This is a genomic window from Homoserinimonas sp. OAct 916 (assembly GCF_003260275.1).
Taxonomy (GTDB): domain Bacteria; phylum Actinomycetota; class Actinomycetes; order Actinomycetales; family Microbacteriaceae; genus OACT-916.
Map to the genome: position 1 here is coordinate 54267 of NZ_QJHB01000002.1, position 14560 is coordinate 68826.

Here is a 14560-nt window from a genome sequence, read left to right on the forward strand (position 1 = left end):
TGCCGACCGAGGCTAGTCGGTCGGGATGATCGGTATCGCTTCGGTGACCGGAGCGGACACCGCCTCTCCACGATACAGGCTCTCAAAGGTGGCCAGAGTACGGTTGATGTCGTGCGCCTTGATGTGTTTGAGCGACTTCATCTTCATGATGCCCAACTCCTCGGCCGAGGCGGTGAACACGGCGGCGAGCTTATCGGCCATGTCTTGCGCATTACCCGGCTCAAAGAGGTAGCCATTACCGTCGTGCACCAGGTGCGGCAACGCCATCGCGTTCGCGGCGACCACCGGCAGCCCTGACGACATCGCTTCCATCGTCGCGATCGACTGCAACTCCGCTATCGACGGCATGCCGAACACAGTGGCCCGCGTATAGGCGGCCTTCAGCTCTTCGTCAGTGACATAACCGGTGAATGTCACCCGGTCTGCGATTCCGAGAGTGACCGCGAGATTCTGAAGATTCTTCAGCTGGTCGCCGCCACCAACAATCTCGAGCTTCACATCGAGAGAGACCGGCAGCAGCTTCACCGCTTTCAACAGCACATCGATGTGCTTCTCCCCCGTCACCCGGCCGACGAACAAGACCCGGTTCTCGGTGCGTGGCTCGAAGTTAGGCGTGTATTTGGAAGAATCGATGCCGCAGGAGATGGCGTACACCCCGGTGAGGCCGGTGTACTTCTCCAAGAACTGGGCGGCGCGCTTGGTCGGTGTGGTGACCGCTGCGGCACGGCCGAACGTGCGCCTGGCTGCCCGCCAGGCCATCTGAATAGCCCGGTGTTGAAGCCACTTGGGCAGGAGCGTGAACTCCAGCATGTTCTCGGGCATGAAGTGATTCGTCCCGATGATACGGATGCCGCGCTTGCTGGCCTCTTGGCTCAGCCCCCGGCCAACGATGATGTGTGATTGAAAATGCACCACGTCTGGTTTCACTTCGTCCAGTATCCGGGCGCTGTTCTGCTTGATCCGCCAGGGGATCGCGAATCGCAGCCAATCATGCGGATACCAGCGCCAGCTGTGCAGGCGGTGCACCATGACCGGTTGACCCTCAAACATTTCGATCCCGGTGTGCTGGCGCCCGGTCGCACTGGGAGCCATGACGTGCACATCGTGCCCCCGCGCGACCAGTCCTGCGCTGAGACGTTCGGCAAACTTTGCAGCACCATTCACATCAGGTGCGAAGGTGTCACACCCGATCAGGATGCGTAGCGGCCTGCCGTTGGCACTCGACGCACCGGCGTTCCCGGGAGTGCTGGAAGGGCTGGAGTTATTGGCGTCGCCGGGCACGGGCGTGCCCATTTCAGGCGTTGTTGGCAAAATGAACGAATCCCCACCTCTGCGGTCTGCAGCAGATCTCTGGTTCCGCGATACTGTGTGCGCGATCCCGGGCCAAAGAAACTATTCTAGGCGCGAACATGGAGTGAAGCCCGACCATTCAGGCGCCTTTCGTGAGTTTGCCCGCCGGAACTTGGGTCTGCGGATGGTAGCGGGCCAGGAGCAAGACCCCCCAGATCGCCACGGCGCCGCAAATCACATAGCCGACTCCCGCGGACAGGCCCGCCTGGGCCGCCTCACCCAAGACGACGATCCCGATCGTCACAGCCACCACAGGGTCGATCACGGTCAGTCCCGCGATGACCAGGTCAGGCGGGCCGGACGAGTAGGCATTCTGCACGAAGATGCCGCCGACCACGACGGCGATCAGCAGACCGGCCACGCACCACAATGTGAGCAAGCCGAACTGCTGCTGGGTCAACCGGCCGATGATCACCTTCGCGAGAGTGGCCACGAAGCCGTACAGTACACCCGCCCCCACGATGTAGTACAACGCCTTGAACTTGCGCCGCAGGGTGATGAACGTCGCCAAGAACGCCGTGAGGACCACCGCAAGAATGATCAGGATGATCACCAGGTCATCTTCGGTCACCGGCCGATCCCGCGCCGTGAAGGCGGCAAGGGTCACGAACGCCCCGACCCCGACGATGCACAGCGTGATCGCGATGATCGAGGGTCGGTTGAGTCCGACCTTGCTGATCCGTGAATTGAGGATCGCTGTGATCACCAGTGCGATCGCGCCCAGCGGTTGCACGACGATCAATGGGGAGAAGACCAGGCTGACCAGTTGGAACGCGATCGCGAGACCGATCAAGAGGGTTCCGATGACCCAGGATGGTCGTGCCAGCAGTTGGCCGAACTGGCTGGCGCTCAGTGCACCGCCGCCAGACACATCGTGCTGTTCGACCTTGTTCACGCCGCGATACTGGAACTGGGCTCCGAGCGAGAGAAAGATCGCACCGACCAGAGCAATCGGGATGCCAACGAATTGAATGGGGTCCAGCTCAACCTGAGACGCGAGAGACTCGAACTCGAATGGCACGTGTAAGACCCTACCTGCCGATTCGTCGATATTCTTGGTGAATGGCCGTCCTACCAATACTAATTTCCGGAGCTCCGGTTCTACACTCTGCCGCTGCGCCGGTGACCGAATTCGATGCCGCGCTGCGAACACTGATCGACGACATGTTCGAAACGATGGATGCCGCACCCGGGGTCGGCCTCGCGGCACCACAGGTAGGCATCGGCCTTCGCCTGTTCGTCTATGACTACGCGATCGACGACGAAAAGCCCAGGCGAGGCGTCGCGATCAACCCCACGCTCTGGCTCTCTCCCGCACGCCCCGGCGCCGCAGAGGAAGATGACGAGTCGGAGGGGTGTCTCTCGTTCCCGGGCGAGCGCTATCCGCTGCGGCGCGCCCAGCGGGCCATTCTTCATGCCGTCGATGAGGCCGGTGTTGCGTTCACCCTGGAGGCCGAGGGGTGGTTCGCGCGGATCCTGCAACACGAGACCGACCACCTGGATGGGATTCTCTACACGGATCGCCTGGAGCCTCCGCACCAGAAGGCCGCCGCCAAAGTGTTACGAAAGAACGGCTGGGGCGGCCCGGACCTGTCCTGGATGCCCGGGGTCGACGACCTGGAGGCCTGACCGTCAGGAGGCCTGACGCTCGGATGCGATGTACACCATCGCGGGGTGCGATCAGCCCCTGTTGCCGAGGTCGACGCCGTGCACGCCGTTGTGAAGCCGCAGGCGCGGGAACGCGACCGACACCGAGTAGCCGACGCCGGGAACGGCTTGCACATCGAGCACACCGCCGTACAATTCGGCCCGTTCGCGCATCTCAGACACGTCCTTTCCGGTGGAGGTGTGTGTGAGTGCCGAGGCGTCATCCGCTATGGAATAGACGCCGCCGCGCGTCGCCTTGTTGGGGTCGATCCCGGCACGCCGAAGGCTGGCGCGAACACCGTCGTCGTCGATCTGGACCCGTACGCCGTCTTCGGTCCACGCGTAGTTCACCTGCACCTCGGTCCCGACCCCTCCATGTCTGAGGGAATTCTGCAACGCCAATTGCACGATCCGCGCCACCGTGACATCGGGTCCCGGCCTCAGAACGAACGGATTGCCCGTCTCGGCAAAGTTGATCTTCAGACCCTCGTCGCTCATTGCCTGAAATAGTTCTTCGATCGACTGCGATGACGGTCGGATCGCCGCGACCTTCTCGTCGTCGCGCAGCACCGTGGTCACTCGACGCAGGTCTCCCAGGGTTCCCTGGCCGTTCTGCACCAGTTGGCGCAGCAGCCTCCCGGTAGCCTCCGGGTCACTCTCAGCGGTGTATGCGGCTCCCTCGGCCTGCCGAATCAGTGCGCCCTGGGAACGGATGCCGAGGTCAAGCAGTTCGCGTGCGATTCCCACTCGTGCCCGCTGCTCCCCGAGCGCCAGTTCGAGGTCGACCACCTCTGCCACGGCTTCACTGCGCTCCCTGACCAGTTGCCGGCCCCTCGAGCGTGCGCTCAACCAGAGCGTCAGAGCCACAATGGTCAGCACAGCGAACACCGCGGACAGCACCGAGAGGGTGAAGATCACCGATTGCGGGTTTTCGTCGATCCAAGCGTTCATGCGGCTCCTTGGGGGCGCGTTGTGGATGCGGCCTCTCAAAACTGTAGCCGGTGGCACCGGTGGGCCGCGATCCGGGGTGCGGCGGTCAGCGTTTGACGGTCGAAACCGTGACGGTGAATTTTCGGTTCCGGCCCGCCTCTCGCGTGGGGCCCACCGTTCTGCCGAGTGCCGACCGGTAGCCCAGGTGCGAGTTGTACACCGTCCACAACTGACCTCCTGGCCTCAGTATTCTGGCCGCCGCACCGAACATGCGCTGCGCCAGGCCGGTATGCACCGTGGCCCCGACGTGGAACGGCGGGTTGCAGACGACGAGGTCGACCGAGGCCGTGGCAATCGACTCGGCAACATCGTCACGCACGACTCGAACTCGACCATCGACCCCGTTCGCTTGCGCGGTCTGGGTGGCAGAGAGCACCGCTGCAGCCGACTGGTCGGTGGCGATCACCCGCATCGCGGGGTTGGATTGCGCCAGCGTGGCGGCGAGCACTCCGGTGCCGCAGCCGAGATCGAGCGCCGTGATGGCCCCCACGGGCATCTGATCGGTGAAACCCAGCAGAAAGCGTGTGCCGATGTCTATCCCCGTTCCACCGAAGGCCCCGCCGTGCGCGCACACCCACACACCGATATCGCGATGGTACTCCCGGCGCGGGTAGCCCGCGTGTTCACCGCCACGAACTGGCTCCGCTGCGTGCAATACCCGCGACTTCTGCTCGGCCAGCCCCACGTCGACGTGACCGAACCGTTCCCGCAGGAGCCTCGTCTGCGCCAAAGTCATGTGCTTCACCCGGCCCCCGGCGAATACCTGAACCTCCGGCGACGCGAATTCAGCGATTGTCTGCGCCATCTCATCGAGCGCCGCCAACTCACGCGGCAGTTGGAGCAACACCGTCTGGGCCCCGGCAAGCAGGCCCTCGTCAAGCCCATGGTTGGTGAAGGCTCCGTCGAGGCCGACGACGTGCGCATTCCGGGCCAGCGCGCGCTCCCCCAGAAGCGGGTCCTGATGGGTTCGGATGCCGGTGGCACCGTAGAGCCCTGCGGCCCCGAGCGTCAACGCGCCGTAGCGGTCACCGATCACGGTCACGCTCGCGGCAGGCGCGTCGGCCAGGTGCCCCGCTGCCCGATCAAGGATGAGGCGATCGGTGGCGTCGACGGCGAAGAGATTATCGGCTTCGACGTCGGGGAAACGTCGAAGTGCATCAAAACGAAAGGGTATGGCCATGGGGCTCCCATCATCGCACCGTGCACGAACGAAGAAACCCCCGGTCGTGGAGGACCGGGGGCTTCGCTCCCCGAGTTGGACTCGAACCAACAACCTGCCGGTTAACAGCCGGCTGCTCTGCCAATTGAGCTATCGGGGAATGCTGAAACAGCGTAGCTACCTTACCAAAGGAATCGACCCCACAAAAACCACCCGCGAACTCGAAGCCATGGCGCTCATCCGCGCGCATCCTGATGAGGCCCCTCCCCCGCGAAACCAGTACTCTGCTTAGTGGAAAAGTTTTCCCCGTCGGCTTCGCAAAGGATTCTCATGGCGTCCACACCCACCCCCCAGCTCGACCGTGAACCGTTGCGTGACCGCGGGCACTGGGGCACTATGAGCGCCGACGCCCGGGCAGCGCTGCTCGACCGCGGCACGCACACGATCTTCGACCCGGCGTTGCGGGAGTCGATCGTGGAGATTCTGGAAGACGTGCGCGCGAACGGCGACACGGCGGTGGTGGGGGCATTGGCCAGATTCGACCACGTCGAGGTCGAGGCATCCGCCCTGCGGGTCACCGACGAAGAGTTCCGGGCCGCGCGCGACTGGGTGTCTGCCGACCTGCTGCAAGCGATTCGCCACAGTATTGCCCAGGTGCGGCGCTTCAACGAGCAGTTGATGAAACAAGGTACTTGGCAGTTCGAATCCGCACCGGGTGTCACCGTTGGAGAGAAGGCCACCCCGATCGCGAGCGTCGGGTTGTTCGTTCCCAGCGGCAAGGGGTCCTATCCCTCCGTGTTGGTGCAACTGGGCACACCCGCGGTCGTGGCGGGCGTGACCGACATCGTCGTGGTGGTGCCTCCGGTGCCCGGCACCGACGGTGCTGTTGACCCGGCCGTACTGGTGGTCGCCGAAGAATTGGGAATCCGGGAGGTCTTCCGCTCGAACGGGCCCGCCGGAATCGCCGCGATGGCTTTCGGCACCGAGTCGATCCCCAAGGTGCTGAAGATCTGCGGCCCGGGCAGCCCCCCGGTGACAGCCGCCCAGGTCGAGGTGCAGCGTTACGGCACCAGCTCGGTGATGCTGCTGGGGCCGACGGAGAGCCTGATTCTGGCCGACGATTCGGCCGATGTGCCTCTACTCGCCGCCGACCTGCTCAACGAGGCGGAGCACGGCGACGATTCCTCCAGCGTTCTGGTCACCGATTCTGAGCAACTGGTCACCCTGGTGCGGGCGGAGATCGCCCGACAGGCGGCAGACCTGCCGCCGGAGCGCGCCGCCTACGCCTACAGCGCCCTCGGGGTGAACGGTGGCGCGGTGCTGGTCGATGACCTGGTGCAGGGCGCCGAGGTCGCGAATGCCTACGCCCCCGAGCACCTGCAACTGGTGGCGCGTAACGAGGACGAGATTCTGTCTCTGCTGGTCAACGCCGGCGAGATCCTGTTGGGCCAGAGCACATTGTTCTCAGCGGGCAACTATGCGATCGGATGCCCGGCGTCCCTTCCCACCAGTGGGTACGCACGCACGACCAGCGGCATCACCGCCGACACGTTCCGCAAGCGATCCGCAGTGGCACGCCTCACCCCGGAAGGTCTCGCCAGTCTGGCCGACACGATCACGGCGATGGCCGACCACGAGGGCTTTCCCGCCCACGCCGCCGCGGTGCGCCGCCGGCTGGGCTGATTCGACCCCCGCTCCACGTGAAACGCTTCGCGCCGGTTTGAACGGGCGCGATGAGTGCCACGTGGCGCGGAGTTCCAGGTGCCGACTCGCGAGGCTTCACGAGCCGGCGTCAGTACCCGAGGCTGCGATCGACCACTCCCACGAACCGGCCGTGGCCGGTGAACGCCTGCACGTTCTGCCGGATCCTCTCGGCCAGGAGCGGCTCGGTCATTTCCGGGGTGTCCGCCGAATGCGGCGTGATCAGGCAACGCGGCTCCGCCCACAGGGGATGCCCATCTGGTAGCGGCTCTGGGTCTGTCACGTCGAGAGCTGCCCCGGCCAATTGGCCGTCGGCCAGCGCGTCGGTCAGGGCAGCCGTGTCGACCAGCGCCCCGCGGGCAATGTTCACCAGGTAGGCCGTCGGCTTCATCAGAGCCAGCTCCTTTTCCCCCACGAGGTGTCGGGTGCCCGCGGTCAGGGCGGCCGCCAGGACAACGAGATCGGCCTCCGGCAACACTTCGCACATTTGTTCTGACCGAACGACTCGGGCTGCGCCGGGAACGTTTTCGACACTCCGGCGCACGACCGTGATCTCGGCCGAGAAGGGTGCAAGCAACGAGATCAACTCGCGGGCGATACCCCCGGCGCCGATGATCACCACGTTCGCCCGGTACAGGGACCGGCCCGCCTTCTCCCCTGTCCACCTGGTTGCTCGTACCCGGTTCGGGATCTCCCGCAACAACGCGAGGCTGAGGGTGAGTGCGTGTTCGGCAACCGGTTGCGCGTAGGCACCCTTGGCGCTTGTGAACAGGCGGTCGGGCAGTTCATCACTTGCCAGCGTCGCCGCGAAACCATCCACCCCGGCCCACGGCAGTTGTACCCAACCCACCTGCGGGTTCGTTCGAAGAATCTGGGCCAGGTCACCCGCCCGCTCATAGGACAGCCAGACAATACCGCGGGTCGCCGCGCCGAGTGCTCCCACGATCCCTCCGCCGGCCCTCACCGCCGAGACCATGTCGTCAGGCGCCGATGGCAAGATGGCCACCTCGCCGGGCTCCGGCCTGCGGTCGGCGGGAATCTCCGAGGCTTCAGTCGCGAGCACCGCCGTGTGTCGAGCAGTGGGCCCCGAGCCGCTCACAGGCGCGAGCGGGTGTGGGCGTCGTCGACGGCGTGGTGGGCGGCCATCTTCTCGATGTACGGATGCCGCCGGTCGCGCAACACCTCGTCCAACTTCCCGTAGCCGACGAGCAGCCCTTCATGCAGCACGGCCACCTTGGTCGCCAAACGCCCGAGTAGGGCCAGATCATTACTGATGATCATCGATGACCGCCCCGTATCGCTGCGTGCCGTCGAGATCAGCCGGGCCACCGCGTCCCGAGCCGACGGGTCGATGCCTGCTGTGGGTTCGTCTGCGATCAGCAGAGGTGGATCCAGAACCAAGGAGCGCGCGATCGCCACCCGCTGCCGCTGGCCCTTCGAGAGCTCGTATGGGTACATGTCGATCACCCGCAGTGGCAATTCAACGGCGTCCAGGAGCGTGGCGACCGCGAGTTCAGTGGCTCGCACTGCGGCCTTGCGGTCATGGATGTAGATCGGCATCGCGATGATCTGGCCGGCTGTGAAGTCGGGAGGCAACGACTGATTGTCATCTTGTGCCAGGTAGCCGACCCTTTGACGAACCGCGCGCAGCCGCCGGCGACCCAGATGGCGTAACGGTGAGCCGAGAACCCAGGCCTGCCCGCCGACGATCCGCGGCCGAACTCCGCTGCGGCCCGCGATTGCCGAGCGGCCACCCAGCACCCGGGCGAGAGTGCTCTTGCCACTGCCGGCGTCGCCGATCACGCCGAGAACTTCACCAGATCGGATCGTCAGCGTCAGGCCGCTGATGGCAACATGGGCGGGGCTCGGCCCGTGCGCAGCGTAACCGATACTGAGATCGCTGGTGCGAACGAGAGCGGACTGGGCAGGGTCTTTCATCTATCGACCGTCCTCCTAGGCGTCAAGGGCGAGTGCGGCGTCCTGGGCCTGCAGCACATGCAGCGCGGCCCGACGCGTCGCCTGCAACTCGGGGTTCGGCACCGGAAGCGAGGCCAACAGACGCTGGGTGTATGGATGCTGCGGGGCACCCAATACCTCGGCTCCCGTGCCCTCCTCGACCAGCTTGCCCTTCCAGAGCACTGCGATCTTGTCAGCCAGGATGTCGACCACCGCCAGGTCGTGGCTGATGAACAAGGCGGCGAAGCCGAATTGGGCCTGAAGCTCGGAGAACAGCTCGAGAACTTTCGCCTGCACTGACACGTCGAGCGCCGACGTGGGCTCGTCGGCGATGAGCAGTTTGGGGTCCAGCGCCAGCGACCTGGCCAATGACGCCCGTTGTCGTTGCCCGCCGCTGAGCTCGTGCGGGAATCGGTCGCCGTAGGCCTTCGGCAGTTGCACGGCCTCCAGCAGCTCGTCGACCCGCGACCTGGCCGCCGAGCGATCGTGGGCGCGACCGTGCACGACCAGCGGCTCGGCGACACATTCCGCGATGGTCAAGAGCGGGTTGAAGCTGGTGCCCGGGTCTTGGAAGACGAAACCGATCTGGGACCGGATCTTCTTGAACTGGCGCTCCCGCACGCCGCGCATCTCCATGCCCAGAACGTTGAGCGACCCTCCGGTCACCCGGGTCAGACCCGCGATGGCGCGACCGGTGGTCGTTTTTCCGCTACCCGACTCCCCCACCAGTCCGAGAACCTCCCCGGGGCGGATGCTGAAGCTGATGCCGTCGACGGCCACGAAACCGGGTCGCCCCAGACGGCCAGGATATTCAATGCGCAGTTCGTCAGCGACCACCAGCGGTGCCACGTCGTCCCAATCGGCAGGCCGGTTCTGGGCACGATCGACCGTTTTCAACGCACTCTGCCCGACGTGCGGCACTGCGGCAAGGAGTCGCTTCGTGTAATCCTGGGTCGGATGGGTGAACAGAGTGACCGCGTCGGCCTGCTCGATCAGCTTTCCCTGATACATGACCGCCACACGGTCGGCCAGGTCGGCGACCACACCCATGTTGTGGGTGATCAACACGATGGCGGTGCCGAACTCGTCGCGGCAGGCGCGCAACAGGTCGAGAATCTCAGCCTGCACCGTGACATCCAGGGCGGTAGTCGGCTCATCGGCGACGATCAGCCCCGGGTCCAGCACCAGCGCCATGGCGATGATGATTCGCTGCTTCTGGCCTCCGGAGAACTGGTGCGGATAGTAGTCGATCCGCGCCTCCGGGTCGGGGATTCCCACCCGCCCCAAGATGTCGATCGCCTTCGCCCTCGCCTCACGACGTGAGTAATGGCCGTGCGCGTTCAAGCCCTCGATAATCTGCCAGCCGACGGTGTAGACCGGGTTGAGCGCACTCGACGGCTCTTGGAACACCATGGCCACATCGCTGCCCCGCACCTTGCGCAACTGCCTCTTTGACAGGGTGATCACGTCGGTGGAGCTTCCGCGGTCCTTCGAGGTCAGGATGATGGCGCCCTGGGCCGTCGCAGTGTCGGGCAGCAGGCCGAGGATGGTCTTCGCGGTGACGGTCTTGCCGCTGCCAGACTCGCCGACGATCGCAAGCACCTCGCCTCGCCGAACCTCGAGGCTCACCCCGTCGACCGCCTTGACAGCGCCGGCGTCGGTTGCGAACGAGACGGTCAGGTCTTTGATCCTGACCACTGCGTCGTCGTCGCCCGGCTTGATGACGTCGATCATCGGTCGCTCCAACCTTGGTTGCCGTCTATCTCGATCGCTGGATCCCCGCTGTGGGCCGGAGCCGTCACCGTCTGGATCACAGAGGTTTCGGTCATCGCCCCCGAGGCCGCCTCGACGGATTTCCGACCTCGGAGACGAGGATCGCCCAATTCGTTCAAGCTCTCACCGACCAGGGTGATGCCGAGCACCACGAAGACGATCGCCGCACCCGGAAACAGGGAGGTCCACCAGATCCCGCTGGTCACATCAGAAAGCGCCTTGTTGAGGTCGTAGCCCCATTCCGCCGCAGCAGTCGGCTCGATTCCGAAACCGAGGAAGCCCAGCCCCGCCAACGTCAGGATGGCCTCGGACGCGTTCAACGTGAAGATCAGCGGCAGGGTACGCATCGAGTTGCGGAGCACGTGCCGGAACATGATGCGTGCGTTGCTGGCCCCGATCACTTTCGCAGACTCGACGAAGGCCTCTGATTTCATCCGAACGGTCTCGGCGCGGATCACCCGGAAATATTGCGGAATGAAGACAACGGTGATGGAGATGGCTGCAGCCAGGATGCCGCCCCACAGGCTGGACTGTCCGCCCGAGATCACGATCGACATCACGATCGCCAGCAACAGGGAGGGGAAGGCGTAGATCGCGTCAGCGACCACCACCATGATCCGGTCGAGCCAGCCCCCGAAATAGCCTGACACCAGCCCCAGCAGGACTCCCGCGAAGATGGAGAGCAGAACCGCGACCACGATCACCGACACCGCGGTCTGGGTACCCCAGATCACCCTCGAGAACACATCGTAACCACCGACTGTGGTGCCCCAGATGTGTTTGCTGTTCGGCGGCACCTGGGAGCCGAACAGACCGTTCGCGTCGCGCAGCTGGGCGAATCCGAACGGCGCCAACCAGGGCGCCAGCGCTGCGGTCACCAGAAAGATCCCGGTGATGACGAGACCGCCGGTGAGCATGCCCCGCTGCCAGCCGACACTCTGCCGGAAGTGGCTGATCAGAGGGAGCCTGTCCCACAGGCTCAGCTTGCGGTTGCCAATGGTGCGCGCCATGTCAGTACCTCACCCTCGGGTCGATCAGGGCCGCGATGATGTCGACCACGAAGTTGGTAATCGCCACGATGATGGCGAGCAGGATGACGATTCCCTGCACCGCGACGAAGTCCCTGGCCTGCAGGTACTGCACCAGTTGAAAGCCGAGTCCCTTCCATTCGAATGTGGTCTCGGTCAGCACCGCGCCGCCCAGAAGCAGCGCGATCTGCAGGCCGATCACGGTGATGATCGGGATCAGTGCCGGCCGGTAGGCGTGTTTGCGCACCAGACGGAACTCGCTCACACCCCGGGATCGGGCCGACTCCACGTAGTCGAGTGAGAGGGTGCCGATCACGTTCGCCCGAACCAGACGCAGGAAGATGCCGGCGGTGAGCAGCCCGAGGGTGATCGCCGGAAGGATCGCGTGTACGAGCACGTCACCGATCACTTGCGGGTTTCCGAGTCTCAGCGCGTCTATCACGTAGATGCCGACCTTGTCCGGTAACGCCTGTAACAGGAGATCTGATCGGGTGGAGGCTCGGCCGTTGGTGGGAAGCCAACCCAGCCAGACCGAGAAGATCAGTTTCATGAGCAACCCGGCGAAGAACACCGGTGTGGCGTAGAACAGGATCGCCATGACACGCAAGGAGGCGTCCTGGCCCTTGTCGCGGTAGTACGCGGCGATCATCCCGAGCGGGATGCCGACGATGAAGGCGACGATCAGGGCGTAGAAGGCCAATTCGAGCGTGGCGGCGCCGTACGTGAGCAGCACCTGGGACACCGCCCGGTTGTCACTGATCGTGGTGCCGAAGTCACCCCTGATGATGTTTCCGAGGTATTCGAGGTACTGCACGAACAGCGGTCGATCGTACCCGGCGGCTGCGACCCGCTCCGCCAGCTGATCGGCCGACAGTCGGCCGCCGAGGGCGGCCGTGATCGGGTCGCCGGTCGTCCGCATCAGGATGAAGACCATGGTGACCAGGATGAAGATGGTCGGGATGATCAGGAGAAAACGCACCACCAGGTAGCGCAGCAGCCCCGATTCCTTCTTGTCCTTCTTCTTCGCCGTTCCGACCCCGGGTGAGGGCCTACCGGCGACGACTGTATCGGCTGTCATAATCACCTATCGCGACGAGAGGAATCAAAGAAGAAAGGGCGACCCGACAGGACGGGCCGCCCTTTCTCCATGGTTAGTAAATCTTACTCAATCTACCGGGTTCAGCCCTTGGTCAAGGCGCCGTATCGGAACTTGAACGCGCCATCCAGGGTGTCTTGGGTCCCGGAGATATCAGAAGCGACGACCGCGATCTGCGATCCCTGCAGGTAGGGAACCGTGGACAGGTCTTTGGCGACCGCGTCCTGGATCTCCCCGATCAGCTTCATGCGCTCTGCCTTGTCAACCGTGACCGCCTGCTTCAGGATCATGTCATTGACCGTCGGGTTGTCGTAGTGGTTGGCGAGGAAGTTGTCCTTCAGGAAGAACGGCGTCAGGTACGTGTCAGCGTCGGAGTAGTCCGGGAACCAGCCGAGCTGGTAGGCAGGGTACACGTCGGCGGAACGATCCTTCGAGTACTGCACCCACTCCGTGGACTGCAGGTTGATGGCGAACAGCCCGTTGGTTTCCAGCTGGTCCTTGATCATTCCGTACTCGTCGCCTGACGATGGCCCGTAGTGGTCGGGGTTGTACTGCAGGCTGAGCTTCACTGGAACGGTGACCCCGGCATCCTTCAACGTCTTCTCGGCCTTGGCCGCGTCTGGCCCACCGTTTCCGTCGCCGTAGAGCGGCTTCAAGGCCTCGTTGGCACCGGTGATGCCGGCGGCGACGTAGGAGTACAACGGGGTGTAGGTGCCCTTGTAGACCTGATCGGAGATCGCGGCGCGGTCGAGCAGGTCGGCCAGGGCCTGGCGCACGGCCAGAGCCTTCGCCGGGTCGGCCACTGCTGTGGTGGCACCGTAGGGCTGCGTGTTGAAGTTGAACACGATGTAGCGGATCTCGCCACCGGGGCCGTCGACGACCTTGACCTTGTCATTCGAGCGCAGGCTGTCGATGTCGGTCGCCGAGAGGCTGCGCCACGCGACGTCGATGTTGTTCTCCTGCACGTCGAGCTTCAGGTTGGAGGCCTCGGCGTAGTACTTCACGTTGATGTTCGGGGTGCGTGCAGCCGGCAGAATGCCCTGATAGTCCGGGTTCGCCTGGTACGAGATCAGGTTGTTGAAGTCGTAGCTGGTGATCACGTACTGGCCGGCGTACGGTTTGCCGTCGATGATCTCGCTGTCAGGTGTGACCGCATCGGCCGCGAAGACCTGCTCGTCGACGATGGGGCCAGCCGGGCTGGACAGAATCTGCGGCCAGATCTGGTCGTTGCCCTCCTTGAGGGTGAACACCACCGTGGTGTCATCCGGGGCGGCGACACTCTCCAGGTTGTAGAGCAGTGAGGACGGGCCGTTGACGTCGGCGATCTTGACCTGACGGTCGAACGAGAACTTGACGTCAGATGACGTCAGGTCGTTGCCGTTGGCAAACTTCAGGCCCTCCTTCAGCTTCACCGTGTACTCGGTCGGTTTCGTGAATTCGGCGGAGACGGCGATGTCGGGCTCGACGTCAGCGGTACCGTACGGGGAGTTCATGAGGAACGGGAAGATCTGGTTCATCACCGCAAACGATCCGTTGTCGTAGGAGCCTGCTGGGTCGAGCAGGGTCACCTTGTCGGTGGTGCCGATCAGGATGGTGTCGCTGGTGCCGCTCGAGGCCCCGGGCTGCTGCGACGATCCGGTACTTGAGCCGCCGGAAGCGCAACCGGCCAGGACCATTCCGGCGACCGCGAACGTGGCTGTGACAGCCAACCAACGCGTGCCCTTGTTCAAAGAAGACGTCATGTCCGTCTTTCTCCATTCTTCATCACGTGTGAAATGCTCTCGGGCGCACAGGAACGGCGCAGGACGAGCAAACTTATTGATCCTCACCGTGCCATGTTTGAGACACCTAGAGGGGCCA

12 protein-coding genes and 1 tRNA gene are annotated in these 14560 nt (G+C 64.2%); 2 read left to right on the top strand and 11 right to left on the bottom strand.

Annotated features, from left to right (window positions below):
* Positions 1 to 12: 12 nt before the first annotated feature.
* Entirely contained in the window at positions 13 to 1293 is a 1281-nt protein-coding gene (locus DL891_RS02635; RefSeq protein WP_111718882.1) for a glycosyltransferase, read from the bottom strand.
* 136 nt (positions 1294 to 1429) lie between these two features.
* A complete protein-coding gene (locus tag DL891_RS02640; protein WP_111718883.1) occupies positions 1430 to 2371 on the bottom strand; it encodes a DMT family transporter in 942 nt (313 codons plus the stop codon).
* Between the two features lie 41 nt (positions 2372 to 2412).
* Here DL891_RS02640 and def point away from each other — a divergent pair, with 41 nt between their 5' ends.
* A complete protein-coding gene (gene def / locus DL891_RS02645) occupies positions 2413 to 2979 on the top strand; it encodes a peptide deformylase (protein ID WP_111718884.1) in 567 nt (188 codons plus the stop codon).
* Between the two features lie 51 nt (positions 2980 to 3030).
* Here def and DL891_RS02650 read toward each other — a convergent pair whose 3' ends face one another.
* From DL891_RS02650 to DL891_RS02660, 3 genes are all read right to left on the bottom strand, one after another.
* A complete protein-coding gene (locus DL891_RS02650) occupies positions 3031 to 3948 on the bottom strand; it encodes a sensor histidine kinase (RefSeq protein WP_111718885.1) in 918 nt (305 codons plus the stop codon).
* A gap of 85 nt (positions 3949 to 4033) precedes the next feature.
* Entirely contained in the window at positions 4034 to 5167 is a 1134-nt protein-coding gene (locus DL891_RS02655) for a class I SAM-dependent methyltransferase (protein ID WP_111718886.1), read from the bottom strand.
* A 66-nt stretch (positions 5168 to 5233) separates the two neighbouring features.
* Positions 5234 to 5306, bottom strand: a tRNA-Asn gene (locus DL891_RS02660).
* Between the two features lie 170 nt (positions 5307 to 5476).
* Here DL891_RS02660 and hisD point away from each other — a divergent pair.
* Positions 5477 to 6829, top strand: coding sequence for a histidinol dehydrogenase (hisD, locus tag DL891_RS02665; protein ID WP_111718887.1), 1353 nt, complete (start codon positions 5477 to 5479; stop codon positions 6827 to 6829).
* 109 nt (positions 6830 to 6938) lie between these two features.
* Here hisD and DL891_RS02670 read toward each other — a convergent pair whose 3' ends face one another.
* The 6 genes from DL891_RS02670 to DL891_RS02695 form a co-directional block, all read right to left on the bottom strand.
* Positions 6939 to 7910 carry a D-isomer specific 2-hydroxyacid dehydrogenase family protein gene (locus tag DL891_RS02670; protein ID WP_232818975.1) on the bottom strand — a complete coding sequence of 324 codons (972 nt, stop codon included), beginning with the start codon at positions 7908 to 7910 and terminating at the stop codon, positions 6939 to 6941.
* Between the two features lie 32 nt (positions 7911 to 7942).
* Positions 7943 to 8785, bottom strand: a complete 843-nt coding sequence (locus DL891_RS02675; RefSeq protein ID WP_111718888.1) for an ATP-binding cassette domain-containing protein — start codon at positions 8783 to 8785, stop codon at positions 7943 to 7945.
* A 15-nt stretch (positions 8786 to 8800) separates the two neighbouring features.
* Positions 8801 to 10537 carry an ABC transporter ATP-binding protein gene (locus DL891_RS02680; RefSeq protein WP_111718889.1) on the bottom strand — a complete coding sequence of 579 codons (1737 nt, stop codon included), beginning with the start codon at positions 10535 to 10537 and terminating at the stop codon, positions 8801 to 8803.
* A complete protein-coding gene (locus DL891_RS02685; RefSeq protein ID WP_111718890.1) occupies positions 10534 to 11586 on the bottom strand; it encodes an ABC transporter permease in 1053 nt (350 codons plus the stop codon). The genes DL891_RS02680 and DL891_RS02685 overlap by 4 nt, the downstream gene beginning before the upstream one ends.
* A 1-nt stretch (position 11587) precedes the next feature.
* Entirely contained in the window at positions 11588 to 12682 is a 1095-nt protein-coding gene (locus DL891_RS02690; RefSeq protein ID WP_111718891.1) for an ABC transporter permease, read from the bottom strand.
* A 101-nt stretch (positions 12683 to 12783) separates the two neighbouring features.
* Complete coding sequence (locus DL891_RS02695; protein ID WP_111718892.1) at positions 12784 to 14442, bottom strand: ABC transporter substrate-binding protein; 1659 nt, start codon at positions 14440 to 14442, stop codon at positions 12784 to 12786.
* Between the last annotated feature and the right edge of the window lie 118 nt (positions 14443 to 14560).